This window comes from Kutzneria kofuensis (assembly GCF_014203355.1).
Classification (GTDB): Bacteria; Actinomycetota; Actinomycetes; order Mycobacteriales; family Pseudonocardiaceae; genus Kutzneria; species Kutzneria kofuensis.
Genome location: NZ_JACHIR010000001.1, coordinates 4,255,061 through 4,281,089, shown reverse-complemented (window position 1 = coordinate 4,281,089; position 26,029 = coordinate 4,255,061). Strand labels below are relative to the sequence as shown.

23 protein-coding genes are annotated in these 26,029 nt (G+C 68.6%); 14 read left to right on the top strand and 9 right to left on the bottom strand.

The genetic code is table 11. The annotated features are described in order from the left end of the window. Positions 1 to 759 precede the first annotated feature (759 nt). Positions 760 to 1,506: a HEPN domain-containing protein gene (locus BJ998_RS19765; protein WP_184863726.1), complete on the bottom strand. Its 747-nt coding sequence runs from the start codon at positions 1,504 to 1,506 to the stop codon at positions 760 to 762. An 878-nt stretch (positions 1,507 to 2,384) separates the two neighbouring features. On the opposite strand from BJ998_RS19765, the gene BJ998_RS19760 reads away from it, so the two are divergent. From BJ998_RS19760 to BJ998_RS19745, 4 genes are all read left to right on the top strand, one after another. Further along, on the top strand, positions 2,385 to 3,449 hold the full coding sequence (locus tag BJ998_RS19760) for a hypothetical protein (RefSeq protein WP_184863723.1): 1,065 nt from the start codon (positions 2,385 to 2,387) through the stop codon (positions 3,447 to 3,449). 55 nt (positions 3,450 to 3,504) lie between these two features. Further along, complete coding sequence (locus tag BJ998_RS19755; protein ID WP_184863722.1) at positions 3,505 to 4,323, top strand: hypothetical protein; 819 nt, start codon at positions 3,505 to 3,507, stop codon at positions 4,321 to 4,323. A gap of 491 nt (positions 4,324 to 4,814) precedes the next feature. Beyond that, positions 4,815 to 6,230, top strand: coding sequence for an amino acid permease (locus tag BJ998_RS19750; protein ID WP_376775877.1), 1,416 nt, complete (start codon positions 4,815 to 4,817; stop codon positions 6,228 to 6,230). Positions 6,231 to 6,277: 47 nt separating this feature from the next. After that, positions 6,278 to 7,189: a glutaminase gene (locus tag BJ998_RS19745; protein ID WP_312890221.1), complete on the top strand. Its 912-nt coding sequence runs from the start codon at positions 6,278 to 6,280 to the stop codon at positions 7,187 to 7,189. On the opposite strand, the gene BJ998_RS19740 is transcribed toward BJ998_RS19745, so the two are convergent. Genes BJ998_RS19740 through BJ998_RS19730 form a run of 3 tightly spaced genes read right to left on the bottom strand, consistent with a single transcriptional unit; the run spans position 7,186 to position 9,279 of the window. Then, entirely contained in the window at positions 7,186 to 7,866 is a 681-nt protein-coding gene (locus BJ998_RS19740) for a hypothetical protein (protein WP_184863718.1), read from the bottom strand. The two genes, BJ998_RS19745 and BJ998_RS19740, sit on opposite strands and share 4 nt — an antisense overlap. Before the next feature lie 28 nt (positions 7,867 to 7,894). Further along, the gene (locus BJ998_RS19735; RefSeq protein ID WP_184863716.1) at positions 7,895 to 8,314 is read right to left on the bottom strand and encodes a pyridoxamine 5'-phosphate oxidase family protein; all 420 of its coding nucleotides are present in this window, start codon (positions 8,312 to 8,314) and stop codon (positions 7,895 to 7,897) included. A 17-nt stretch (positions 8,315 to 8,331) separates the two neighbouring features. After that, entirely contained in the window at positions 8,332 to 9,279 is a 948-nt protein-coding gene (locus tag BJ998_RS19730; RefSeq protein WP_312890220.1) for a helix-turn-helix domain-containing protein, read from the bottom strand. Between the two features lie 201 nt (positions 9,280 to 9,480). On the opposite strand from BJ998_RS19730, the gene BJ998_RS19725 reads away from it, so the two are divergent. Next, the gene (locus BJ998_RS19725) at positions 9,481 to 9,699 is read left to right on the top strand and encodes a S1 RNA-binding domain-containing protein (protein WP_184863712.1); all 219 of its coding nucleotides are present in this window, start codon (positions 9,481 to 9,483) and stop codon (positions 9,697 to 9,699) included. Positions 9,700 to 9,749: 50 nt separating this feature from the next. On the opposite strand, the gene BJ998_RS19720 is transcribed toward BJ998_RS19725, so the two are convergent. The 4 genes from BJ998_RS19720 to pdhA form a co-directional block, all read right to left on the bottom strand. Beyond that, positions 9,750 to 10,901: a beta-1,3-glucanase family protein gene (locus tag BJ998_RS19720; protein ID WP_184863710.1), complete on the bottom strand. Its 1,152-nt coding sequence runs from the start codon at positions 10,899 to 10,901 to the stop codon at positions 9,750 to 9,752. A gap of 94 nt (positions 10,902 to 10,995) precedes the next feature. Then, complete coding sequence (locus BJ998_RS19715) at positions 10,996 to 12,318, bottom strand: dihydrolipoamide acetyltransferase family protein (protein WP_184863708.1); 1,323 nt, start codon at positions 12,316 to 12,318, stop codon at positions 10,996 to 10,998. 16 nt (positions 12,319 to 12,334) lie between these two features. Then, positions 12,335 to 13,357 (bottom strand): alpha-ketoacid dehydrogenase subunit beta, encoded by a 1,023-nt coding sequence (locus BJ998_RS19710; RefSeq protein WP_184863707.1) that lies wholly within the window; start codon positions 13,355 to 13,357, stop codon positions 12,335 to 12,337. Then, a complete protein-coding gene (pdhA, locus tag BJ998_RS19705; RefSeq protein ID WP_184863705.1) occupies positions 13,357 to 14,553 on the bottom strand; it encodes a pyruvate dehydrogenase (acetyl-transferring) E1 component subunit alpha in 1,197 nt (398 codons plus the stop codon). The genes BJ998_RS19710 and pdhA overlap by 1 nt, the downstream gene beginning before the upstream one ends. Before the next feature lie 404 nt (positions 14,554 to 14,957). Between pdhA and BJ998_RS19700 the strand changes: the two genes are divergently transcribed. From BJ998_RS19700 to BJ998_RS19675, 6 genes are all read left to right on the top strand, one after another. Next, on the top strand, positions 14,958 to 15,248 hold the full coding sequence (locus BJ998_RS19700) for a hypothetical protein (RefSeq protein WP_184863703.1): 291 nt from the start codon (positions 14,958 to 14,960) through the stop codon (positions 15,246 to 15,248). A gap of 1 nt (position 15,249) precedes the next feature. Continuing rightward, on the top strand, positions 15,250 to 16,677 hold the full coding sequence (locus BJ998_RS19695) for a M20/M25/M40 family metallo-hydrolase (RefSeq protein WP_184868793.1): 1,428 nt from the start codon (positions 15,250 to 15,252) through the stop codon (positions 16,675 to 16,677). A gap of 259 nt (positions 16,678 to 16,936) precedes the next feature. After that, on the top strand, positions 16,937 to 19,612 hold the full coding sequence (locus BJ998_RS19690; RefSeq protein ID WP_312890219.1) for an MGH1-like glycoside hydrolase domain-containing protein: 2,676 nt from the start codon (positions 16,937 to 16,939) through the stop codon (positions 19,610 to 19,612). Between the two features lie 112 nt (positions 19,613 to 19,724). Beyond that, positions 19,725 to 20,642, top strand: a complete 918-nt coding sequence (locus BJ998_RS19685; RefSeq protein WP_246488623.1) for an ABC transporter substrate-binding protein — start codon at positions 19,725 to 19,727, stop codon at positions 20,640 to 20,642. Positions 20,643 to 20,652: 10 nt separating this feature from the next. Beyond that, positions 20,653 to 21,495 (top strand): amino acid ABC transporter permease, encoded by an 843-nt coding sequence (locus BJ998_RS19680; RefSeq protein WP_312890218.1) that lies wholly within the window; start codon positions 20,653 to 20,655, stop codon positions 21,493 to 21,495. A 22-nt stretch (positions 21,496 to 21,517) separates the two neighbouring features. Beyond that, entirely contained in the window at positions 21,518 to 22,270 is a 753-nt protein-coding gene (locus BJ998_RS19675; protein ID WP_184868791.1) for an amino acid ABC transporter ATP-binding protein, read from the top strand. On the opposite strand, the gene BJ998_RS19670 is transcribed toward BJ998_RS19675, so the two are convergent. Further along, a complete protein-coding gene (locus BJ998_RS19670; protein WP_184863699.1) occupies positions 22,247 to 23,353 on the bottom strand; it encodes an alpha/beta hydrolase family protein in 1,107 nt (368 codons plus the stop codon). The genes BJ998_RS19675 and BJ998_RS19670 overlap by 24 nt on opposite strands. A gap of 108 nt (positions 23,354 to 23,461) precedes the next feature. Between BJ998_RS19670 and BJ998_RS19665 the strand changes: the two genes are divergently transcribed. The 3 genes from BJ998_RS19665 to BJ998_RS19655 are packed head-to-tail and all read left to right on the top strand — an operon-like array spanning position 23,462 to position 25,931. Next, positions 23,462 to 24,319, top strand: a complete 858-nt coding sequence (locus BJ998_RS19665; RefSeq protein ID WP_312890217.1) for an ABC transporter substrate-binding protein — start codon at positions 23,462 to 23,464, stop codon at positions 24,317 to 24,319. 3 nt (positions 24,320 to 24,322) lie between these two features. Then, positions 24,323 to 25,132, top strand: a complete 810-nt coding sequence (locus BJ998_RS19660; RefSeq protein ID WP_184863697.1) for an amino acid ABC transporter permease — start codon at positions 24,323 to 24,325, stop codon at positions 25,130 to 25,132. A 49-nt stretch (positions 25,133 to 25,181) separates the two neighbouring features. Next, entirely contained in the window at positions 25,182 to 25,931 is a 750-nt protein-coding gene (locus BJ998_RS19655; RefSeq protein WP_184863695.1) for an amino acid ABC transporter ATP-binding protein, read from the top strand. Positions 25,932 to 26,029: the final 98 nt, after the last annotated feature.

The following is a 26,029-nucleotide window of genomic DNA, read 5'->3' as shown; positions in this document are numbered from 1 at the left end:
GGGCACCACATGCGGTATCGGTGCCCCTGCTCAACCACTGTCCAGCCTGCGTCAACCAGCTCCTGGATGGCAGCGTTGATCGTCTTGTTCTGATGCCACCTGGTCACGACACCCCACGTCTCGCTTGCGCGGATCTTGTGGTCCAACCAACTGCACTCTGGCCGAGCCTGCTCCGATAGTTACCGTCGGCGAACAGCGGATAGCGTTACGCTTGCACGGCAGGTAGACCACCTGTATGGAGTATCAGCAACCCTCTCGCCATAACCTTGGTGACCGAGCGTAACAGGTGGCGTGCAACTGTAACAAGGCCCGGGTTCGATTGTGTGTTCGATGTGGTGAGGGCAGTCGTGACGGCGACTGCCCCGAAGGCCACTCGGCGCGCGGTTGTGTGCGGACAATGTGGATCTCATCCGCACTTTTCCCTCATCAACGATGGCAAACAACGGCTAGCAACCGTCCACAGTGGACATTATTGTTCGCGAATGTCCCAGGCTATGTGGAGTGGCGGAAGGTGTCAGGAGACAATGGCAAGTCAGACCTCGAACCTGTCAGGTTGCGAGCTTCGCGGGCTGAGACGCGCGCCACTAGCAGCGACAGGTGGCGCATGAGCCGACTGGCCCAACTCTGTACGCCAGTCGGACCGAACGCCGATCGCGCGAATTCGGCGTGTTCCAAGCCACGACTAGGTCCGACGATCGTTCGCAACACAATCAGGTACGCCAGCTCACCTATCATCGAGCGATCCGCACCCAAAGGGCGTTAAATAGCGGCGATTGACCCCATTTCCAGCTTTGATTGATTACCGATATTTTGCCAGCCAGACAATTCCGTACAGCTCCTGATGACGTTTTCTATCGCCATGTCCGTCGATCTGACAAGAGAAATGACCAGATTGATAAATCGTTTCACGCCAATCTTAGAAGCCTGACTGTCCGCCGTTCCTGCGCGATGAGCAATCGCACCACGAATAGCGATACACCGATCCAGAGCCTTCCGCACCTCTTCCACGCTCAGATCATTGACTCGCCAACTGTCCGATATGCGTTCAATGCCGAGCGATCTAGCAAACAAATCGTCAACACTCGAACTCTTAGGCGAATTGAATAACCACTCGCGCGGCCCTCTCAAGGAGTCAAGGCGCTGCCTCAGGCAATCCTTCCACCCATCGCCGGCAATCTTCCAGACCGCAAGCTCATGCTTATCACTTCGCAGATCACTCGCAATTACTTTTTGAAGCGTTAGCGGCAAGTCCGCCGGACTATATGCGTGTTTTGCCAGAAGATCCAGCGCTTCCGAGATGACGTCTTCACAATACGATTCCCATAAGGCCGCCACAAGGACGTACATTGCCTTATCAAAGGTTACCAGCTGTTGTCGAGTTGCTTTTGCCGACTTCAAGGCTTGATGAATGTGGTAGTAGTTGCGAATATCATCAGAGTTAGCAGCAAAGGTCAGTCTGGCCTTACTGCACGGTTCCTTGATCGCGGCTGGCTTCGGGACCGCCACTGCTACCTCCCTGGGCTCCGCCTTCGGCTAGACCGAACACGATATGTCCTCGCCGGACGGGCAGGCCAACAGGATTGACGACAACACCGCGCGCTGGGTACGGGTGTGGACCTTGACCGCGCCACCCGTCGACTTCTCTAGAGGGGCGTCACGCGTATCAAGGGGGCCATGCCCGCCAGAGCTGGTGGTACGTGCGAAGGTGCGTGCGCCTTGACACGCGTGATCGGGCTACGCCAGATCGCCGGGATGGCGCGAGCCCACTCCCTTGTGGCCGGGAAGTCCAGGTGAGGCTGACGCCAGTCGCCGCCGGCGGCGAAGGCTGGCGCGTGACGCCCTTGGATGGGCTGAGCGAGTAGGCCGGCGGGGGACGGGCCCGTACAGCAGTGAAGTACAGCGACCGTAAGCGACCATTGCCGGCCGTCAGCAGCTTCCCGATGCCCCGAGCGACCAGCAGAAACCTGGTCGCCGACCGTTCGTATCGAGAAGGTCAGCCCGCACGCCCTCGATGGCGCCCGTCGAGCCGCCAGGCCGTCTACAGGCCGTGGAGGGCCGGTAGACAACGAAAAATGACGCTGATCAACAACTACGCCCGTCCCAGGTCAGAAGCCATGCCAGGGCCTGGACCTGGGCAGCCGCAAGATCTTCACCATCTTCGAGGGCACGAGCGAGATCCAGCGCCTGGTGATCTCCCGCGCCATCTCGGGCATCCACATCCCCTGACCGGCAGGCCGTCAATGACGAGGAGGCACCCGGCGTCGGCCGGGTGCCTCCTCGTCGTTTCGCCCTTGGTCACGGGAGTTGTACCGAATTTGCGGTAGTGATCATGTCCCGCCACCGGTATGGAGTGTCCACGAGCACCAGCGGGAGGGGTGGGGTGAATGGGGCACCCGGGCCAGGAGCCCTCGGCGGGCGCGGGCCGGCGGGAGGAGGGGAACACCACCAACGAGGTTTCGGGGGGCGTGCAGGGCGCAGCGGTGCAGGCCCGGGACATCGCCGGGCCCGTCCAGCAGGCCGAGTACATAAGGAACAGTCCGACCTACACGGCCGGCGGCAACATGACTGTGCACACGCTGAGGCTCACCCCCAAGCGTGTGGCTCTTGTCGCGGTGATCGTCGTGGCCGTGCTCGTCGCCTACATGCTGGGCGACAACTGGTACCGCATCCAGACGGCGGTCCCCAACGCGGAGGCCCAACAGAACGCGACGAAGGTCGTGGACAGCCAGGGCCCGCCGTTCACCGCCCAGTACCTCTTCGACACCAAGGTGCCGAACCTCTGGACCGTCGCACTGGACCGCAAGCTGACGCCCGAGGAGCTCACCGGCCTCGAGAAGATCGACGGGACGGACGGTCAGGCCGTGTGGAACTACCTGCGCCCTCTCGGTGGTCGGCTGATCAACAGGGCGTACCACCCGCCCGGTCTTGAGGAGGACGGCTCCGTGGAGACATTCCGCCTGTCGCTACTGAGTGATCGAAGCACGACCCTGACCATCGAGAACATCTCGGTGTCGCACGTCAAGTGCACACCCAGCACTGCGGTCAGCCTGATCGAGTACCCACCGCACGGAAACGCGTCGGTGGACGGCATCGGATTCAACCTGCGGACTCCCGACAAACCCTTGTCACAGGTCAACGAGAACGGCGTCGTCGATCACGACTACTTCGCGAAACACAAGATCGATCTCGGCGCGGGGGCAACCCCGGGGGCCCTGCTCGTCACCGCCGTCGGGGAACACGGCCAGTCCTGCTCCTGGGACTTCACCGCCGACTACGCCACCGCGGACGACCAGTCCACCTTCACCTTCGACAACCACGGCAAGCCACTGACTCTCGAATCGGCGCCTGACCGGCCGCTTCAGCACATCCTGTTCGGTCCGTTCGGCCGGGGCCCGAACAACCCTATGGCCTGGCAGGACTGCGCCGCCCCTGACGCCTCCTGCGGTTGACGTCCTGCCGTGCCGAAATCGCCGCGTTGTCCGTTCACCGGGAAAGGGTCGCCAGATGGGTGTCGGCCGGAAGATCGTGGTCGTTGCCGCCGCGCTCGTGCTCATCGTCGCGGCCTTCGCTTTCGGTTTCTGGACGTCGAAGAATCCCGGAACACCGATGCCGGCGGCGAACGTCTGGAGCTATACGGTCAAGACGACCAACATCAACGAGACCGGCGACTTCGGCGCGGCATACAAGGTCAGCGTCGGTGTCCCGGAGTTCTCCGGGCCCGACACGCAAGCGATACGGGTGGTGAACACCATGTTCCGGGACCGCGCCAGGAAGAACATCGACGATTTCGCGACGGCGGCCGACCAGACCGTTCCGGAGGATGCCGGCGCCGGACTCGAACTCACCGAGAAGGCGACGGTCCAGCGGATCGGCCTGATCGCCGCTGTCGAGTTCTCCGGGAACTGGTACGGCGGTGGTGCCCACGGTCTCACCGTGAGCGACTGGACCCTGATCCGCACGGACACGTGGCAGGTGATCGCCAAGGATCAACTGTTCTTGCCGACCGCCAGAACCGCCGCAGGCGCGACCAGACTGGCTGGTGTCATCGCCCCCAGGATCAAGGGATCGGCCGGCGATCCCTCGTGCACCACGGACGCGGCCACGCTGCTCGCCGGTGGCCAGTCACCGACCGGCCCAACGACGCCGACCAGCTTCGAGGACTCCATGCTGGTCGGCATGCGGGTGGACTCCATGCAATTCGATTTCGCGGAGTACTACCTGTTCTCGTACGGCTGCGGGCGGGCAGTCGCAACAGTGCCCTTCTCCGAACTGGACGGTTTGATAAACCCGGACGTCGTACGGCTGGCCACTCATCAGCCGTAGACGGACGAGCATGACACGCACCGATCACCTGAACGACCCGAACGCACCGGCGGCGGGCAGCATCGCGGTGGCGCAGAGGCCGGCGACGAGGCCGGTCGGGTGTGCTTGATCCCGAGGCACGTCATCGCCGACTCGGACGACCGGGAGGTGCATCCGTCGATCAAGGTGCGGATCGGACGCGGATTCAAGGGCGTACCGACATACTTCGCCTGAAGCTCAGCTATTGACGGGCAGCGAAAGCTGCCCGTCTTCGCTACCGGGGAGTTTTGGCCGCCCGACGGTGCCCGAATTGACCTCCGACCAGCCAGATCCGGTCGAGTGATATGCGTCACGTCAAGGCTATATCAAACGGAATGGAACAGCGCCGGAGACCGTCACTACAGTCCCACCAATCATCGGGTGGGTAAGTCGGCCCACCCAGGTCGAGTTCTCCAGCGCCGGGGCCGGGGGCGGTTCCGACGCCTTTCGCAGTACCGAAGGGAAACCGTTCCGTGGATTCTTCCCACGGCGGCGAGGGCTACGCGAAGTCCCTCGGCAACCGCCAGGTGCAGATGATCGCGATGGGCGGCGCCATCGGCGTCGGCCTCTTCCTCGGCGCCGGTGGCCGCCTGCACACCGCCGGACCGGGCCTGATCCTGTCCTACGCGCTGTGCGGCGCCGCCGCGTTCTTTGTCATGCGGGCCCTGGGCGAACTGGTGCTCTACCGGCCGTCCTCGGGCAGCTTCATCACCTACGCCCGTGAGTTCATCGGCCCGTGGGCCGGCTTCGCGGCGGGCTGGATGTACTGGCTGAACTGGGCGATGGCGGGCATCGCCGAGATCACCGCGGTCGGCGTCTACGTGCACCGATGGCTGCCGGACCTGCCGCAGTGGATCACCGCCCTGATCGCGCTGGGCGCGCTGCTGGCCGTCAACCTGGTGTCGGTGAAGCTGTTCGGTGAGCTGGAGTTCTGGTTCTCCGTCATCAAGGTCACCGCGATCATCGCGTTCCTGCTGGTGGGCATCGGCCTGGTGGTGAGCGCCACGAGCGTCGGCGGCCACCCGGCCGGCCCGGCCAACCTGGTCGCCGACGGCGGCAGCTTCTTCCCGCACGGCTTCGGCATCACGCTGATCGTCATGCAGGCCGTCGTCTTCGCGTACGCCGGTATCGAGCTGGTCGGCATCGCCGCGGGCGAGGCGAAGGACCCCGCGAAGGTGATGCCGAAGGCGATCAACGGTGTGCTCTGGCGGATCGGCATCTTCTACGTGGGTTCGGTGCTACTGCTGGCCATGCTGCTGCCGAGCTCGCTGTACGCCAATGGCGTCAGCCCGTTCGTCACCGTGTTCAGCAACCTCGGCGTGCCGTGGGTGGCGGACGTGATGAACGCGATCGTGCTCACCGCGGCCCTGTCGTCCTGCAACTCGGGCCTGTACTCCACCGGCCGCGTGCTGCGCTCACTGGCCGACCGCAAGGAGGCCCCGGCCTTCACCGGCAAGATGAGCGCGAACCACGTGCCCTACGGCGGCGTGCTGTTCACCTCGCTGATCTACCTCGGCGGCGTGGTGCTGAACTACTTCGTGCCGTCCGAGGCGTTCGACATCGTCACGGCCATCTCCTCGCTGGGCGTGGTGACGGTGTGGGCGATGGTGCTGATCGCGCAGATGCGCATGCGCAAGGCGGCATTGCGCGGCGAACTGGTGCGGCCGAGCTACCGGATGCCGGGAGCGCCGGTGACGAACTGGATCGCGCTCGCCTTCCTCGGCCTGATCGTGGTGATGATGGGCTTCGCCGGCGGCGCCGAGGAGATCGCCTTCTACTCGATTCCCGGCATCATCGCAGTGATCGCGCTGGGATGGTGGCTGGTCAGCCGCCGCCGGCCGGAACCGGACCCGCTGCCGGCGCCGGCCCTCGTCGAGGCCGCCCCATAGCGTTGCCGCTGGTCGGGGCGATCCGCCCCGACCAGCACAATGGCGGCGTGAACTACCAGGAGCTGATCGACGACGCCGTGGACGCGGCGCGGACACATCTCGGGCACGGGCGGGTCGCGGACTACATTCCCGCTCTGGCCTGCGCCGACCCGAACGCGATCGGCATGGCGTTGGCGACGGTCGACGGCGAGGTGTTCCAGGCGGGTGACGCCGACCGGCCGTTCTCGATCCAGAGCATCTCGAAGCTGTTCACTCTGGCGCTGGTGCTGGCCGAGGGCGGCGACGCGCTGTGGCGGCGGGTGGGCCGCGAGCCGTCCGGCAATCCGTTCAACTCGTTGGTGCAGCTGGAAACCGAGCACGGCATCCCCCGCAACCCGTTCATCAACGCGGGCGCGATCGTGGTGACCGACCGGCTGCTCGGCCTGACCGGTGACGCGGCCGAGCACGTCCGGCGGTTTCTCCGTTCCGAGTCGGAGAACCCAAACCTGGCAACGAATGCGGCGATCGCCGCGTCGGAAGCCGAGCACGGGCACCGCAACGCGGCGCTGGCGCACTTCATCGCCAGCCACGGCAACCTCGACAACGACGTGGACGCCGTGCTGGCGCAGTACTACGAGCACTGCGCGATCGAGGCCAGCTGCCGTGATCTCGCGCTGGCGGGCCGATTCCTCGCCCGGCACGGGGTTCGCGCCGACGGCGAGCGGCTGTTGTCACGGAGCGAGGCCAAGCAGATCAACGCCGTGCTGTTGACGTGCGGCACCTACGACGCGGCCGGCGAGTTCGCGTACCGGGTGGGGCTGCCGGGCAAGAGCGGCGTCGGCGGCGGAGTGCTGGCGATCATGCCGGGTCGGGGCGCGGTCTGCGCCTGGAGCCCGGCGCTGGACCCGGCCGGCAACTCGGTGGCGGCCGTCGCCGCGCTGGACGCGTTCACCACGGCCAGCGGGCTTTCGGTGTTCTAGCGCTGCTCGGGCTTCTCCGGCGGCTGGTAGGTGTCGGTCGGCGGCAGGTTGACCGGCACCTCGAAGCCCATCGGTGGCGTGTCCACGTCGACCTGGTAGACGATCGCCTCGTCCGCCGGCGGCAGCTGGGCCGCGGCGGCGCCCGGCACCAGGCCGAGCAGCAGCACGCAGCCGAGGGCGCCGACCAGCCCGGCGGCGATGAGCAGCCACATGCCCGGGCCCGGACCGTAGGTGAACGTGGTGGAGCCGGCGTTCGTGTCGATGGAGTCGATCAGATTCGTGACGGCGAACCAGATGTAGCCGGCGATCAGCGCCGTCGCCGCGACCGCGAACAGCCGGATCCGGACCAGGCGGTGCAGCGGATCCCTGCCGCGCAGCAGCAGGTTCGCGGCGTAGATCGCGAGCACCGCGGCCACGATCACCGGCACGCCGAAGTAGTTGGCGCGGCTGGTTTCGCCGAACGGCAGCCCGTAGGAGGGGAACTCGGTCGTCCACGACGTGACCGCGAAGGTGTGGTCGAACGAGGACAGCCCGAGCGAGACCAGCACGGTCAGGTTGTAGATGCTCCCGAAGGTGCCGCCGGCCGCCAGCAGGCCGGCCAGCAGCAACACGACGCCGGCGACCACCCGGCGGGAGGGCAGCCGGACCACCGGCACGGACGGCGTCGGTTCGCTCATGTCACGATTCTGCACGACCACGACGCACTCAGTAGCGCTTGATTCGCTCCACCTCCCGCCCCGGCCTCCACACCTGGATCAGCAGGTGCTTGCGGTCGTCCCCGATCCCGGTGAACACGGCTTGGCGGAGGTCCAAACGGAACGAGTGGTGGTCCTCGACGTTCGTATCCGCGACGGCGACGCCGGACAGCTTGGCGTCGCCGTCGGGACCGGGACACGAGTGCAGCGCGAACCTGTCGTCCCGCAGCAGATCCCGCGCCTTCATGGCGCCGAGCATGGAACCGATGGTGAGCTCGGCACCGCTGAACGCGACCTCGGTGCCACTGACCCGCGGCGAACCGTCCCGGCGCACGGTGGCGAGCACGTGGCTCACCTGCGCCGTCAGCACCCGCCGCACCTCGGCGGCCAGCTCCGGAGCCTCCTGTTCGAACTGCTGCCATGTCGCCATGGCTTCGACCCTGCCAGCTACCCCTGACAGTTCCGGGTCGCCGCGGTCAGCCAGTCCCGGGCCGGCTTGGGGCTCGGGTACTCGGGCCAGCCGTTGATCGTGCCGAGCAGGTTCCAGTACCGCTCGGCCCGGTCGTCGCCGAAGGTGTCGTTGAGTCGGACGAGCCACTCGTCGAAGTCGGCGTCGTGCTCGCGGCCGAGGGCCTGAGCCACCGAGGCCCGCATCTCCGTGACGATGCGCCGGCCGGTCTCGGACTCGGGGGTCTCGCCGGCGGCCATGGCCGCGGTGACCTTGGTCAGGGCCTGCTCCATGGCGGTGCCCCAGGCGTCGGACATGACCTTGGCGTCGGTGCCCTCCTCGAGCATGCGGGCGTTCTCGACGGCCATGGTGCGGATCTTGGCCCGGAAGCCGGGGTCCCGCACCAGCTCGACGAACTCGATCCACGCGGCGACCTGCTCGGGCGTGGGATCGTCGGGCAGGTCGGCGCGCACCCTGCGCATCCAGGCGGCGTTCTCGGCCTCGGGCAGGCCCTCGTCGACCTCCGCCCAGAAGTCGTCCAGGATCGCCTGCCGCTCCTCCTCGGTCATCTTCGCGAGTTCGTGCACCATCTCCAGCTCCTTCGGGCTCGACCCGCGCTTGGCCACCGCCCTGAGCACGGACCGTCGCAGCCGCAGCGTCCTGATCTGGACGTCGAGCGCCTCGGCGTGTTCGGCCGCCAGCTCGGGAATGCTCAGCTCACGGGCGAGCACCCGTTGCACGGTCGGCAGGTCGACGCCGAGCTCACGCAGCGTGCGAACGAACTTCAGCCGTGTCAGCGCGTGGATGTCGTACATCCGGTAGCCGGCGTGGGTGCGTTCGGTCGGGGGCAGCAGACCGGAGTCGGAGTAGAAGCGGATGGTCCGCACGGACAGGCCGGTCAGCCTGGCCAGTTCCCCGATCCCGTAGAGGTCGCCGTCCCCGTTCACGCCCACAACGGTGAAGTCTCCACCCACTGGAGGGTCAACGCATTTACGGCTATCCTCGCCGTCGTGACTGCCGGGTCGGCCTTGAGCCACGAGCGGATCGGGTACCCGGCCACGGTTTGACCGCCTCGCGGGCCCGTGGCCCGCCTCCACGCGCATTCGTCCACTTCGGGACACGCGCGTCGGAGAGGAGGTGAGTGGCGAATGTCCGAGAACTGGAACGAATTCCTGGCCGGCCACGCGGTCGGCGACGTTGTCGACGGCACGGTGAGCAAGGTGCTGCCGTTCGGCGCGTTCGTGCGGGTCGACGGCTTCGACGGCCTGCTGCCGCAGGTCAAGACCGTGGCCGACGGCGAGAGCGTCCGGGTCCGCATCCTGGCGATCGATGACGCCGGGCAGCGGTTCAGCCTGGAGGTGGCCTGACCAAGACCGGCAGGGGCGGCCGTATTCCGCCCCTGCCGGCTCCACGCGCCCTAGAACGGTGTCAACGTCACCGTCATGGCCGTGGGCGCGGGGTCCTGGACGAACGCGGCGAAGTCGGCCACGTCGTCGAAGGCGAACCCGTAGGCGTGCCCGTCGACGCTGTTGTCGTGCATCACCTTCGCATACAGGTGCGGCTTCGCGTTGGCGTAGAAGGACTTCGGGTCGGTCGCCGGCTGGTTGGCGTCGGCCAGCAGCGTCCCGCGGTTCAGGCCGGCGGCGACGATGGCGGCGACCGGGCCGGTGACGCCGTCGTTGGGGGCGGCCAGTGCGCCGTCGCAGAACAGCACGTCTCTGGTCGACGGGCGCTTGATCGGCGCGACGCCGTTGTCGAACCGGAGCACGTCGCCGGAGACGCGGCCGGTGAAGGTGGCGGTGTCGGTCTTCACCACCAGGTTCGTGGTCGAGTACTTGGTCCACACCTGGTCGACGAAGTCGTCGAAGAAGTCGGCGGGGAACAGGCCGGCCTCGATGCCGTGCCCGGGGGCCATCACCCGCTGCCCGTTGGCCACGACCAGCTTGCCGAACACGGGATCGGCCGACAGCGCCTTGAGGATCGCCGCCCGCCCGCCGGCCGCGAGGGTGCCCGTGGTCTGGTTCGCCTTGCCGGTCAGCCGGATCGCCAGCGGCATGCTGAACATGTCCACCATCGTGGTGTTGCAGAACATGCCGGCGTCGTTGAACGTGAACTCGATCCAGTCGTGCAGCACGCCGAAGCTGGGATCGCCCGACACCCAGCCGGCGGGGAACTGCAGCGCCGGCCGGCCGCCGCCGTCGACGACCTTGAACGGCAGCTTGGCGCCGGCGGCGAAGTACACCCGGCCGGACATCTTGGGCAGGGTGAGCGTGGTGCCGAACGGAATGCTCAGGTCGGCGAAGCCGTCGGGGCCGTTGAGCGCGGCGGACACCGCCTGGAGGCTGCCGTCGGGGCGGACGAACGCCTGGTTGCCGGCCGGATCGGTGCCGACGACGTACATCGTCAACTCGCTGTCGGCGTGCACTCCGGTCCGGTTCACGGCGGACAAGGTGAGCCCGCCGGGGGCGGCCGCCCTGGCGTTCCCGGTCCACGACGACACCGCGACTCCGACCGGCACGGCGGCGGCCACCGCCGCCGCGCCGCCGAGGAACATCCTCCTATTGATCATGAAGCCGGCTCCCGTTCCGTAGCGTCCTCGTGAGAGCGCTTACGCGGCCCAGGTCGGAAGTGGTTCAGACCTGTGAACGGGAGCCGGCCTCGGATCAGTACGTGATCGCCACCGCCGGGTCGGCCAGCAGCGCGCCGACGTCGGCCAGGAACTGCGAGCCCTGCTGGCCGTCGACCACCCGGTGGTCGAAGCTCAGCGCCAGCTGGCACACCTTGCGCGGCACCACCTGGCCGTCCACCACCCACGGCATGTCCCGGATCGCGCCGAAGGCCAGGATCGCGGACTCACCGGGGTTGATGATCGGCGTGCCGGTGTCGACGCCGAACACGCCGACGTTGGTGATGGTGATGGTGCCGTTCAGCATGTCCGCCGGCGTGGTCTTGCCGTCCCGCGCGGTGGCGGTGAGCTGCTCCAACGCCTCGGCGAGGCCACGCAGCGACAGCTGGTCGGCGTCGCGGACCTTGGGCACGACCAGGCCGCGCGGCGTGGCGGCCGCGATGCCCAGGTGCACGTAGTCCTTGTAGACGATCTCGTTGGCGGCGGCGTCCCAGGTCGCGTTCACGTCCGGCGTGCGGCGCACCGCGAGGCACACCGCCTTGGCCGCGAACGCGAGCGGGGTCAGCTTGACGCCCCGGAACTCCGGGCTGTCCTTGAGCTTCGCCCGCAGCTCCATCATCGGCGTCACGTCGATGGTCAGGAACTCCGTGACGTGCGGCGCCGTGAAGGCGCTTTCGACCATGGCCTGGGCGGTCGCCTTGCGTACACCCTTGACCGGAACCCGGCGCTCACCGCGAGAGGCGACGGCAACCGGCGCGGCCGCCGGGGTGGCGGCCTGCTCCACGTCCTCGCGGGTGATCACGCCGCCGGGACCGCTGCCGGCCAGCGCGGCGAGGTCGATGCCCAGGTCCTTGGCCAGCTTGCGGACCGGGGGCTTGGCCAGCGGCACGTAACCGCCGGCGGGGGCCACCGGCTCGGGCTCGGGCGCGATCACCGGAGCCGGCACGACCGTCGTCGGCTCGACCGCCGCTGAGACGGCGGCCGACGCCGGCACAGCGGCGGGGGCTCCGACCCGGGCGCGGCGCTTGGCGGTGACCGCCTTGACGCCGTAGCCGACGAGGTTGGGCACCCGCTCCGGCTCGACCGCGCCGTTGGTCGGTGCGGCCTCCCCGTTCGGATCGGTGTCGATGACGATGATCGGCGTGCCGACGTCGACCGTCTTGCCCGGCTCGACCAGCAGCTCGGTGACCACGCCGGCGAACGGGCAGGGCAGCTCGACCGCGGCCTTGGCGGTCTCGATCTCCACGATGATCTGGTTGACGGTGACCGTGTCGCCCGGCTTGACGTGCCAGGTGAGGATCTCCGCCTCGACCAGCCCCTCGCCGACGTCGGGCAGGGGGAAGTGCTTGAACTGCGGCATGGCTGTGAGGTCCCCCTTACCAGGCGAGTGAACGGTCGACGGCGGCCAGCACCCGGTCCAGGTCGGGGAGGAAGTTCTCCTCGAGCTTGGCCGGCGGGTACGGGGTGTCGAAGCCGGTCACCCGCAGCACGGGCGCCTCCAGCGAGTAGAAGCACTCCTGCTGGACCTTGGTGGCGATCTCGGCCGCGATCGACGACTCGCCCGGCGCCTCGCTGACCACGATCAGCCGGCCGGTGCGGCGCACCGACTCGTAGACCGGGCCCAGGTCGAGCGGGGAGAGCGAGCGCATGTCGATGACCTCGAGGTCGAGGCCGTCCTCGGCGCCGGCGATGGCCGCGTCCATGCTGGTGCGGACCATCGGCCCGTAGGTGGCGATGGTCGCGGTGGACCCCTTGCGCAGCACCCGCGAGCTGAACAGCGGCTGCGGGGCGACCGACAGGTCGAGTTCGGCCTTCTCGTGGTAGCGGCGCTTGGGCTCGAAGAACAGCACCGGGTCGTCGCACTCGATGGCCTGGCGCAGCATCCAGTACGCGTCGACCGGGTTGGAGCAGGCGACCACCTTGAGGCCGGCGGTGTGCGCGAAGTACGACTCCGGCGACTCGGAGTGGTGTTCCACCGCTCCGATGCCGCCGCCGAAGGGCACCCGCACCACGATCGGCAGCTTGATCCGGCCCTGGGTCCGGTAGTGCAGCTTGGCCAGCTGGCTGACGATCTGGTCGAAGCCGGGGAAGATGAAGCCGTCGAACTGGATCTCGCAGACCGGCCGGTAGCCGCGGATGGCCAGGCCGATGGCGGTGCCGATGATGCCGGACTCGGCCAGCGGCGTGTCCAGCACGCGCTGCTCGCCGAAGTCCTTCTGCAGGCCGTCGGTGACGCGGAAGACGCCGCCGAGCTTGCCGACGTCCTCGCCCATCACGATGACCTTGGGGTCGCGCTCCATCGAGGTGCGCAGGGCCTGGTTCAGGCCCTTGATCATGGTGATCGTCTGCGGCGCGGCCGACGGCGTGTCGGTCGAGCGGTGCATGGTCGGCGCGGCCATCAGTGCTCACCTCCGGCGAACCCGGCGAGGTAGGTCTCGTATTCGGCCTGCTGGGCCTGCAGCGCGGGGCTGGGTTCGGCGTAGACGTTGTCGAACATCCGGCTCGGCGGCGGCTCCGGCAGGGAGACGCAGTGCTCGCGCAGCACCGCGGCCAGCTCGTCGGCCTCGGCCTGCACGCCGTCGAAGAAGTCGTGGTCGGCGAAGCCGTTGCGGCTCAGGTGCGCCTTGACCCGCTCGATCGGGTCCTTCAGCTTCCACTCTTCGACCTCGGTGGAGAGGCGGTAGCGGGTGGCGTCGTCGGAGGTGGTGTGCGAGTCCATCCGGTACGTGAAGGCCTCGATCAGCACCGGGCCGTTGCCGTGCCGGCACTCGTCCAGCGCCCAGCGGGCGACCGCCAGCGTGGCCAGCACGTCGTTGCCGTCCACCCGGATGCCGGGGAAGCCGTAGCCGCGGGCGCGCTGGTACAGCGGGAGCCGGCTCTGCCGCTCGGTCGGCTCGGAGATGGCCCACTGGTTGTTCTGGCAGAAGAACACCAGCGGCGCGTCGTAGACCGAGGCCCACACGAACGCCTCGTGCACGTCGCCCTGGCTGGTCGCGCCGTCACCGAAGAAGACCATGGTGGCCTCCCCGTTGTCGTCGCCGACCTTGCCGTCGAAGCGCTGGCCCATGGCGTAGCCGGCCGCGTTGAGGCACTGGTTGCCGATCACGATCGTGTAGGGGTGGAACCGCTTGGCCACCGGGTCCCACGCGCCGTGGTCGACGCCGCGGAACATGCCCACGATCTCGTTCGGGTGCACCCCGCGGCACCAGGCCACGCCGTGCTCGCGGTAGCTGGGGAAGGCCATGTCGGTCGGCCGCAGCGCCCGGCCGGCGCCGATCTGCGCGGCCTCCTGGCCCAGCAGCGGCACCCACAGGCCCAGCTGGCCCTGCCGCTGCAGCGCGTTGGCCTCCCGGTCGGCGCGGCGGACCAGGACCATGTCCCGGTACAGGCCGCGCAGCTCGTCGGGCGTGATGTCGATGTGGAAGTCCGGGTGGTCGACGCGCTCACCCTCGGGGGTGAGCAGCTGGACCAGCTCCGCGCCACCTTCGCTGGTGGCCCGCAACCCCGCGATCACCTGCTCCGCCGTGGGTGCTGCCGCGGTAGCGGCCGGGGCTCCCGACGGCTGCGGTTGCGACCATCGTTCTGGGGACGACATTGCGCCTTCTCCTCGTCTACGACGCCGACCGGCCGCTTGTGGCGGACCGGATCCGGCTTCGTCGCCGGCCACCGCCGACCCGGTGGGGTGAAACGGTGGTCCGTCGACACTGACGGAACTCCCTTCCATCCTGACACGCGCTCACTCGAACCGGTGAGCGTCACCACACCAAAGTCAACCAAGCGTGACCACCTGCACCACTGTGAACTGCGGAAACACCTGACCGGCCCAGGCTAACCGGAGTGGGTCCCGCAGTACCCGCCGACACCGGCCCAGTACTCGTCGCCCACCGTGTCGGCGGGCATCGCTATAGTGATCTTGGGGGAATCGTCGGAACCTGGGGAGGCAGCCGGCGAGTGCGAGGGGTGCAACCCGCGCAGCCAGACCTGCCGAAGGGCCCGCCAATGCCGATCATCACCAACCTCACGCGCCTCATCGACGGCAGTGAGTACCCGTTCCAGAAGCGCGACTTCCCGACCACCCTGATCTCCGCGGTCACCGAGTGCGGTTGCAAGCAAGGGGAACACAGCTACACCACGATCGCGGTGACGCAGACGGACTCGGCCACGTTGGAGCGCCGCAAGTGCGTGTGCTCCGGCTGCCACGAGTGCGAGACCTACGAGGTGCGGGTCATGCCGCACGCGCCGAGCACCGGCCGCCGCCACTCCGAGCCGATCGGCCGTTCCGCCTCCTAGTATCGGCCCGGTGGAGCCAACAGCACTGTTCAACACCGTCAACGGGCTGTGGGACGACGCCGTCCTGCCCAGCCTGTCCGAGTTCGTCGCGATCCCCGCCGTGTCGCCCGCTTTCGACCCGGACTGGGCCGCCAACGGCCACCTCGCCGCCGGCGTCGCGCACGTCGAGGCCTGGATCGCCGACCGCGGCCTGCCCGGCGTGGAGCTCGAGATCGTCCAGCTGCCCGAGCGCACCCCGCTGCTGCTGGTCGACGTCCCCGCCATGCCCGGCCACGAGGACGCCGGCACCGCGCTGCTCTACGGCCACCTGGACAAGCAGCCGCCGGTCGGCGGCTGGGCCGACGGCCTCGACGCGTGGACGCCCGTGATCAGGGACGGCCGGCTGTACGGGCGGGGCGCCGCCGACGACGGCTACGCCGGTTACGCCGCAATCGCCGCGATCGAGGCGCTGCGGGCCAACGGCGGTGCGCACGGCCGGTGCGTGATCATGCTGGAGGCCTGCGAGGAGTCCGGCAGCCCCGACCTGGAGGCGTACGTCCGGCACCTGACCGACCGCCTCGGCCGGGTGACCCTCGTCGTGTGCCTCGACTCCGGCGCCGCCGACTACGAGCGGATGTGGCTGACCACGTCGCTGCGCGGCATGGTGCAGGCGACCGTGACCGTCAAGGTGCTGGAGTTCGGCCAGCACTCCGGCATGGCCAGCGGCATCGTGCCCAGCTCGTTCCGGGTCATGCGGCAGCTGCTGGACCGGATCGAGGACTCGGCCACCGGCCGGGTCAAGATCGCCGAGATGCACGTCGACGTGCCCGCCGGGCGGCAGTCCGAGATCCGCGAGAGCGTCGCCACCGCGCCCGGCTTCGCCAGCGCCGGCATCCCGTTCGCCGCCGGCGTCGCCCCGGTCACCGGCGACGAGGTCGAGCAGGTGCTGAACAACACCTGGGGCCCCACGCTGTCCGTCATCGGCGCCGACGGGCTGCCCATGCCGGCCGACGCCGGCAACGTGCTGCGGCCGTTCACCACCCTCGTGCTCAGCTTCCGGCTGCCGCCGACCGCCGACTCCGCCGCCGCCATGGACGCCGTCACCAAGGCGCTGACCACCGACGTCCCCTACGGCGCGCACGTGGAGCTGACCCGGCTGGAGCACGCCGACGGGTGGAACGCCCCCGAGCTCGCGCCGTGGCTGCGGGAGTCGCTGGACGCCGCCGGCCAGGAGATCTTCGGCGGCCCGTGGCGGACCCTGGGCGTCGGCGGCTCCATCCCGTTCATGGGGCTGCTCAACGGCATCTACCCGGACGCCCAGTTCGTCGCCACCGGCGCGCTCGGCCCGGGCAGCAACGCCCACGTGCCGGACGAGTCGCTGCACATCGACTACGCCAAGAAGATCACCGCGGCCATCGCCAAGGTGCTCGACGCGCACGCAAGGCACTGACCTGACTCGTGGGTGTCGCACTGTGCGGCACCCACGACCGTCTCGTCGCCGAGGAGGGAGCGCTTCGGAGCCCCAACCGGCGCTACCGCTGGACGGGACCGCGTGGCTGACCTCGGGGTGACTTGACGAAGCGTCGGCGCGTGTGATTCCGCATGTCGAGCGGAATATTCGTGCGTCGGCGCGGCATATCGGCGGGACGTGCGGAGACGCCGGGCGGACAACCCGCCGAGTGCCAGTTGGCGTGCCCCACACTGGAGGGGTGAGCGAGCAGATCGAGTGGGCGCGGCTGGCCGAGTCGAACGAGATGGACGCCCCCTGGCGGCACTGGGGTCCGTACCTGTCCGGCCGGCAGTGGGGCACGGTTCGCGAGGACTACTCGGCCAGCGGGGACGCCTGGTCGTTCTTCCCGTTCGATCACGCCCGCTCCCGCGCCTACCGGTGGGGCGAGGACGGCATCTCCGGCATCTGCGACCGGCACGGCTTCCTCAACCTGGCCCTCGCGCTGTGGAACGGCAAGGACCCGATCCTCAAGGAACGGTGGTTCGGCCTGGCCAACGAGGAGGGCAACCACGGCGAGGACGTCAAGGAGCACTGGTGGATCCAGGACGGCACGCCGACGCACTCCTGGATGAGCGTGCTCTACCGCTACCCGCAGGCGGAGTACCCGTACCAGAAGCTCCGTGAGATGGCGGCGGCCGCGGGACGGCAGGGGCGGGAGCCGGAGCTCGCGGACACGGGAGTGCTGGCGGAGGACCGCTTCTTCGACGTGGTGACGACCTACGCGAAGGCGGCCCCGTACGACATCTGCGTGGAGATCTCGGCGACGAACCAGGGGCCGGAGGCGGCGCCGCTGCATCTGTTGCCGCAGTTGTGGTTTCGCAACACGTGGGCGTGGGGCCGGGACGCCCGGCGGCCGGCGCTGGAGGCGATCCGGGTGCACGGCCGGTGCGCGGTGGTCGCGGAGCACTCGTCGCTGGGCCGGTACACGCTGCACATGGACGGCGCGCCGACGCTTCTGGTGACGGACAACGAGACCAACGACGTGGAGTTGTTCGGCAGCGAGAGCAACGAGACCAGGTACACCAAGTGCGGCATCGACGCGCACGTGGTCCGCGGCGCGACCGGCACCTGTCAGGTGATCAACGACGGCAGCGCGTCCCGGCCGGGCACGAAGGCGGCCGCCTGGTACCGCTTCGACTCCGTCGCCCCCGGCGAGACGGTGATCGTCCGGCTGCGGCTGATCGCCGGCAACGGCCACGTCGACCCGTTCGGCGCGACCTTCCACGCCACGGTGCAGGACCGCAAGCGCGAGGCCGACGAGTTCCACGAGAGCATCGCGCCGGAGCTGGACGCCGACCGCAAGCAGGTGCTGCGGCGGTCGCTGGCCGGTCTGATGTGGACCAAGCAGCACTACCGGTTCAAGGTGCGGGACTGGCTGGCCGGCGACCCGGCCCAGCCGCCGGCCCCGGACCTGCGCCGCGGCATCGGCGCCCGCAACGTGCACTGGCGGCACTTCGACGTCGCCGACGTCATCTCCATGCCGGACGAGTGGGAGTACCCCTGGTTCGCGGCCTGGGACCTGGCCTTCCAGGCGGTGCCGTTCGCGCTGGTGGACCCGGCCTTCGCCAAGGAGCAGCTGCTGTTGCTCTGCCGTGAGTGGATGATGCATCCCAACGGCCAGCTGCCGGCCTACGAATGGGACTTCGGCGACGCCAACCCGCCGGTGCACGCCTGGGCGGCGCTGCAGGTGTACCGGGCCGAGGCGGTGCCGGACCGCAAGTTCCTGTCCAAGATCTTCCACAAGCTGCTGCTGAACTTCGCGTGGTGGGTCAACCGCAAGGACGCCGACGGCAGCGACCTGTTCGAGGGCGGCTTCCTCGGCATGGACAACATCGGCCCGGTCAACCGGTCCGCGCCGATGCTGGGCGACTGGCGGCTGGAGCAGTCCGACGCCACGTCGTGGATGGCCGCGTTCAGCCTGCACCTGCTACAGATCGCGCTGGAGCTGGCCCGCGAGGACGAGTCCTACGAGGACGTCGCCACCAAGTTCGTCGAGCACTTCCTCTACATCGCACGGGCCTTCAACCAGTTCGGGTCGACCACCCGCGGACTGTGGGACGAGGAGGACGGCTTCTGCTACGACCTGGTGTCGCGGCGGCGGCCGGACGGCAGCATCGAGTCCGAGCCGGTCCGGGTGCGGTCCATGGTCGGGCTGATGCCGGTGCTGGCGCAGGCCGTGCTGGAGCCATGGGTGTTCGCCGAGCTGCACGGGTTCACCAGCCGGCTGGACTACCTCCTGCGCAAGCAGCCCGAGTTCGCCCAGTTCATCACCTGGCAGCAGGTCGGCGACGAGCGCCGGGCCAGTCTCGCGCTGCTGGACGCCAAGAAGCTCGGCCGGGTGCTGTCCCGAATGTTCGACGAGTCGGAGTTCCTGTCCCCGCACGGCATCCGCTCGCTGTCCGCGGCCCACCGGGACGGCGTCGACGTGCAGTTCGCCGGCCAGGCCCACATGATCGGCTACGAGCCGGGCGAGTCGATGACGCCGATGTTCGGCGGCAACTCCAACTGGCGCGGGCCGATCTGGTTCCCCACCAACGCGCTGCTGGTGGAGGCGCTGCGCCAGGTCGACGACTTCCACGACGGCCAGTTCCATGTGGACCTGCCCACCGGCAGCGGGCACGCCGTCACCGCCGGCCAGGCCGCCGACGAGCTGGCCCGCCGCCTGGTCAGCATCTTCCTGCCCACCGCCGACGGCAGCCGTCCCTGCGACGGCAAGCGCATCGAGGCCACCGACTCACCGCTGTGGCGGCCGCACATCACCTTCAGCGAGTACTTCGACGGCGACACCGGGGAGGGCCTCGGCGCCACCCACCAGACCGGCTGGACCGCCCTGGTCGCCCGGCTGCTGGCCACACCCAGACATCACGGTAGGTAACTTTTCCGCCACTTGGGCGACAGGTCGTGACAAAACGTAACCATTGAACCTCTAGGAACTAACTCGATCGGGTGACAGGATGCGGCAAAACCGACAATGAGCGGAGGCCGCCTTGTCCAGACCCGCAGCGAGAGCCGTGCTGGCCCTGCCCATCGTGCTGCTGCTCGCCGCCGGATGCGGCGCGACCGGCAACGGCAGCGGTGACACCGGCAGCGCCGGCTCCTCGACCACCGCCGTCACCGGGCCGAGCAAGAACGCGACGCTGGCGGCGATGGTGCCGGCGGACGTCGCCAAGGACGGCAAGCTGGTCATCGGCACCGACACCACGTACGCGCCGAACGAGTTCGTGGACGACAACAACAAGACCGTGGGCATGGACATCGACCTGGGCGGCGCGATCGCCCAGGAGCTGGGCCTGACCGCGGAGTTCCAGGCGGCGAGCTTCGACGGCATCCTCGCCGGCCTGTCGGCCGGCAAGTTCGAACTGGCGATGTCCTCGTTCAGCGTGAACACCGAGCGCTTGCAGACCGTGGACATGGTCAGCTACTTCACCGCCGGCACCTCGATGGCCGTGCTCAAGGGCAACCCGGGCAGCCTGAGCCTGGACACCCTGTGCGGCCACACCGTGGCGGTGCAGAAGGGCACCACCCAGTCCGACGACCTGGCGGCCCGCTCGGCCGCCTGCACCCAGGGCGGCAAGCTGGCGATCACCATCTCCGAGTTCCAGGCGCAGACGGACGTGGCGCTGGCGCTGACCTCCAAGCGCGCGGACGCGATGCTGGCCGACTCGCCGGTGGTGGACTACGCGCTCAAGCAGACCAACGGGCAGCTGGAGAAGGTCGGCAACTCCTACGCCAACGCGCCCTACGGCATCGGCGTGGCCAAGAACAAGGGCGACTTCGCCAAGGCGGTCCAGGGCGCGGTGCAGGCCATGATGGACGACGGCACGTACAAGAAGATCCTGGACAAGTGGGGCGTCGGATCGGGCGCGATCACCAAGTCCGAGCTGAACCCGCAGACCTCCAGCTGAGGCCGCGACGGTGTCGAACCCGATTCAGGCCGTGCCGGTCCGCCACCCCGGTCGGTGGCTGGCCGGCGCGGTCATCCTCGTGCTCGCCGCGATGCTGGCGCACAGCCTGGTCACCAACGAGAACTTCCACTGGGAGGTGGTCGGCAAGTACCTGACCACGTCCAGCATTCTCAACGGGCTGAAGAACACGCTGATCCTCACCGTGTTGTCGATGGCGATCGGCGTGGCCGGCGGGATCCTGCTCGCGGTGATGCGATTGTCGGCGAACCCGCTGCTGTCGTGGGCGGCGGCGGCCTACATCTGGCTGTTCCGGGGCACGCCGGTGATCACGCAGCTGCTGTTCTGGTTCTACCTCGCGGCGCTGTATCCCCGGCTGGGCCTGGGCATCCCGTTCGGGCCGACGTTCGTCAGCGTGGACACCAACTCGCTGATCGCCCCGTTCACCGCGGCCCTGCTCGGCCTCGGCCTGAACGAGGCGGCCTACATGGCGGAGATCGTGCGCGGCGGCCTGCTGTCGGTGGACCACGGGCAGACCGAGGCGGCCGAGGCGCTGGGCATGACCCGGGCGAAGATCCTGCGCCGGATCGTGCTGCCGCAGGCGATGCGGGTGATCATCCCGCCGACCGGCAACGAGACGATCTCCATGCTGAAGACGACGTCGCTGGTGGTGGTGATCGCGTACTTCGAGCTGATGACGGCCGTGCAGCAGATCTACTCGCGCAACTTCCAGACCATCCCGCTGCTGATCGTGGCGGCGCTCTGGTACCTGCTGCTGACCTCGGTGCTGACGGTGATCCAGAGCTGGATCGAGAAGCACTTCGCGCGGGGGACGGTGACCAGTGGCCGAAGGTGAAGGTGGCACCGTGACCGATCTGATGGTCAAGGCCGAGGGGGTCCACAAGAGCTTCGGCCGCACCGAGGTGCTCAGGGGCATCGACCTGCAGGTGCGGCCGGGCGAGGTGATGTGCGTGATCGGCCCGTCCGGCTCGGGCAAGTCCACGCTGCTGCGCTGCGTCAACCACCTGGAGAAGATCAACGCGGGCCGGCTGTGGGTGGACGGCGAGCTGGTCGGCTACACGCAGAAGGGCGACAAGCTCTACGAGCTGCACGACCGGGACGTGGCCCGCAAGCGCCGCGAGATCGGCATGGTGTTCCAGCGCTTCAACCTGTTCCCGCACATGACGGCGGTGGAGAACGTGATGGAGGCGCCGGTCCAGGTCAAGCGGGAGCCGAAGGCGCAGGCCCGGGAGCACGCGATGCAGCTGCTGGCCCAGGTGGGCCTGGCGGAGAAGGCGAGCGCCTACCCCAACCAGCTCTCCGGCGGCCAGCAGCAGCGGGTGGCGATCGCCCGGGCGCTGGCGATGCGGCCGAAGTTGATGCTGTTCGACGAGCCGACCTCGGCGCTGGACCCGGAGCTCGTCGGCGACGTGCTGGCGGTGATGCGCCAGCTCGCCGCCGACGGCATGACCATGGTGGTGGTCACGCACGAGATGGGCTTCGCGCGCGAGGTCGGCGACTCGCTCGTGTTCATGGACGGCGGTGTCGTGGTGGAGCAGGGCGCGCCACGGGACGTGATCGCCGATCCGCAGCACGAGCGGACCAGGTCATTTCTGGCGAAGGTGCTCTGACAGCCAGCAGGCCAGGTCGTTCAGCGGCTGCTGGTCGATGGGCTGGAAGTCGTCGGCCAGCAGCGACGGCGTCCGGCCCAGCGAGTGGCCCAGCGTCGGGTAGAAGCGCAGCGAGTGGTCGCCGCCGTGGAGGGCAGCGTTCAGCCGGAACGCCCCGGTCGGCGGCACATTCGCGTCCCGCCCGCCCTGCAGGACCAGCGTCGGGAACTTCGCCAGCGCCCGAGCCTGGTCCAGCACGGACGGCAGCGCCCGGTCCGGGGCGTAGATCTGGAAGACACCGCCCGGCTGGAACTGGGCGTCGAACGTCTTCTGCAGGCCGGGCAGGAACTCGGTGTCCACGTCCAGCTTGCCGTCGCCGTTGGCGTCGAAGGTCGGGCTGACGGTGAAGTCGCCCTGGTACGACCCGGGCGCCACGAAGCCGATGTACTCCGTGGCGACCAGCCCGCCGCCACCGGTGGCGGCCCGCCGCAGGTCGGCCGGCGCCAGCTGGGAGCCGAAGGTCCGCAGGTACGGCCGGGCGACCCGGGTCGCCTGGTCGGTGAACAGGTCCCGCCAGCCCTCGGTCACCGGGCCCTGGAACGCGACGCCGGCCAACTCCGGGTGCTTCACGGCCAGCGCGGCGGCGACGGTGCTGCCCTCGCTCCAGCCGTACAGGAACACCCGGTGCGGGTCGACGTGCTGGTCGGCCTCGGCGGCGGCGAGCACGGTACCGGCGTCGTCGAGCATCTTCGGCAGGTCCAGCTTGGTGAAGAAGCTCTGGTCGACTGTGCCGTCGGCGTTGACGTACCGCTTGTCGTAGCGCATCACGGCGAAGCCGCGGGCGGTCAGCGCGTTCGAGATGTCGGCGAAGATGTGCGACTTGCCGAGGACGTTGGCGTCGCGGTTCTCCGGGCCGGAGCCGGGGATGAGCACCACCACCGGCGCGTGCGCGACGTTGGTCGGGTAGTCCAGCTGGCCGCCGCCGGCGACGTCGCCGAACTGGAATGTGAACTGCTCGTGCGCGACGGCGGCGGGCGCTGCCTGCGCGGTGGCCGCTCCGCCCAGTAACAGGCCGGCAGCGGCGAGTATCGCTAGTCCCCTCATGGGCCCGACGGTATTCCGGATGGTGGTCGCGCGTCCGGTCAAGTGGGCAGCGGGCCCGTCCGGTGGCAGGATTGCCGATCACCAGTACTCCGGACGAGGGAGAGCCCTGTGACCCGCCTGAAGGTGTGGACCGTGATCCCGGCGGTCGCCGTCGCGCTCGTCGCCGGCGGCTGCGTCGAGTCGACGTCCACGTCCGGCCCCGGCACGGACGGGGTGCAGCTCGTCCAGTCCGGCAAGCTGCTCACCTGCGCGCACCTGCCGTACGTGCCGTTCCAGTACAAGGACGGCGACAAGGTCGTCGGCTTCGACGTGGACGTGGTCGACTTCGCGGCCAAGAAGCTGAACGTGCCGCAGCAGGTGATCGACACGCCGTTCGACGGCATCAAGTCCGGCGCGGACCTCAACTCCAACCAGTGCGACGTGGTCGCGGGCGCGATCACCATCAACGAGACCCGGGCCAAGAACTTCGACTTCACCATCCCGTACTTCCAGGCGACGCAGGCGCTGCTGACCAAGACCGGCAACGACTACAAGACGCTGGAGTCGCTGGCCGGCAAGAAGGTCGGCGTGCAGTCGGACACCACCGGCGAGGCCTACATCAAGGGCTGGAACGCCAAGAACGGCGGCGTCATCACCGCGGTGGCCTTCGAGGACTCGGCGCTGCTGGAAGCGGCGGTCAAGACCGGCCAGGTGGACGCGTCCATCAACGACAACGGCATCCTCTACGACTACGCCAAGAAGAACCCGGACACGCAGGTCAGCGCCGAGTTCAACACCAACGAGCAGTACGGATTCGGCGTGCGCAAGGGCAACTCGGCGCTGCTGAAGGTGCTCAACGACGCGATCAAGGCCTCGGCCACGGACGGCACCTACGCGTCGGCGTACCAGAAGTGGTTCGGCAAGCGGCCGTCGTGGCAGCCGGGCGACTCGACGTCGGCGACCCCGACCACCACGACCAAGGGCTGACCCGTGGCGCTGACCCGTCGGCAGCGCCGGACGGCGATCCGCGGCACGCAGTACGGCGTGCTGGTGGTCGTCGTCCTGGTGCTCGCCTTCGCCGCGAACTGGCGCGACATCCAGCGCGGCTTCTTCGACCTGGACGCGGCCCGCCAGCTGTTCCCGGACGTGCTGTCCGTGGCGCTGGTCAACACCATCAAGTACACGGTGCTGGGCTTCGCGTTCGGGTTGGTCCTCGGCCTGATCCTGGCGCTGATGCGGTTGTCGTCGGTGCCGCCGTACCGCTGGATCGCGACCGTCTACATCGAATTCTTCCGTGGCGTGCCGGCGCTGCTGGTGTTCCTGGCCTTCGGCTTCGGTGTGCCGATCGCGTTCCACATCCGGTTCACCACCCTGAGCACGGTGATCGTGGCGCTCGGCCTCGTCGGCGCCGCGTACATGGCGGAGACGATCCGCGCCGGCATCCAGGCCGTGCCGAAGGGGCAGCTGGAGGCGGCCCGGTCACTGGGCATGTCGCAGACCCGCGCGATGGTGTCGATCGTGATCCCGCAGGCGTTCCGGATCGTGCTGCCGCCGCTGACCAACGAGCTGATCCTCCTGGCCAAGGACTCCTCGCTGATCTACCTGCTCGGCCTGACCGGAACCGAGTACGAGCTGACCAAGTTCGGCCGGGACGCGATGAACACCGTGCAGTCGATGACGCCGCTGATCGTCGCCGGCCTGTGCTACCTGATCATCACGATCCCGCTGTCGTACCTGTCGCGGTACCTGGAGCGGCGCACGAGCGGCGAGTCGAAGCAGGGCCTGGAGGTCATGTCGTGAGCGGGTTCGTGAACGCGGCCGGCGTCGAAGCGAGGCTTGAGGTTCTGTCATGAGCGTCATCGAGATTTCCGGGCTGCACAAGGCCTTCGGCTCGCTTGAGGTGTTGCGCGGCATCGACCTGACCGTCGACCGCGGCGACGTGGTGTGCATCATCGGCCCGTCCGGCTCGGGCAAGTCGACGCTGCTGCGCTGCGTGAACCTGTTGGAGCAGCCCGATTCCGGCAAGGTCGTGGTCGACGGCACCGAGCTGACCGACCCGGACGTGGACATCGACAAGGCCCGCCGCCGGCTGGGCATGGTGTTCCAGAGCTTCAACCTGTTCAACCACCTCACCGTGCTGGACAACCTGACCATCGCGCAGCGCAAGGTGTTGGGGCGCAACCGGGAGGAGGCCGAGCGGGTCGCCAAGCGGAACCTGGAGAAGGTGGGCCTGGCCGGCCGCGAGCGGTCGATGCCGTCGCAGCTGTCCGGCGGCCAGCAGCAGCGGGCGGCGATCGCCCGGGCGCTGTCCATGGATCCGCAGGTGATGCTGTTCGACGAGCCGACGTCCGCCTTGGACCCGGAGCTGGTCGGCGACGTGCTGGGTGTGATGCGGGCGCTGGCCGATGAGGGCATGACGATGCTCGTGGTGACGCACGAGATGCAGTTCGCCCGCGAGGTCGCGGACACGGTGCTGTTCATGGACGGCGGCGTTGTCGTCGAGCAGGGCCCGCCGGAGCAGGTCATCGGCGCGCCGACGCAGGAGCGGACCCGGACGTTCCTGGCCCGCGTGCTCAACCCGACCGGTGACAACCCGTGACAATGTCCGTTCTTGTCACGAACGGCGGCCAACTGGCGACCGTGCGTTGACTTTGTTCGATCACCGGATTTACGGTCGCCCCCTGTTGTGGTCCACGT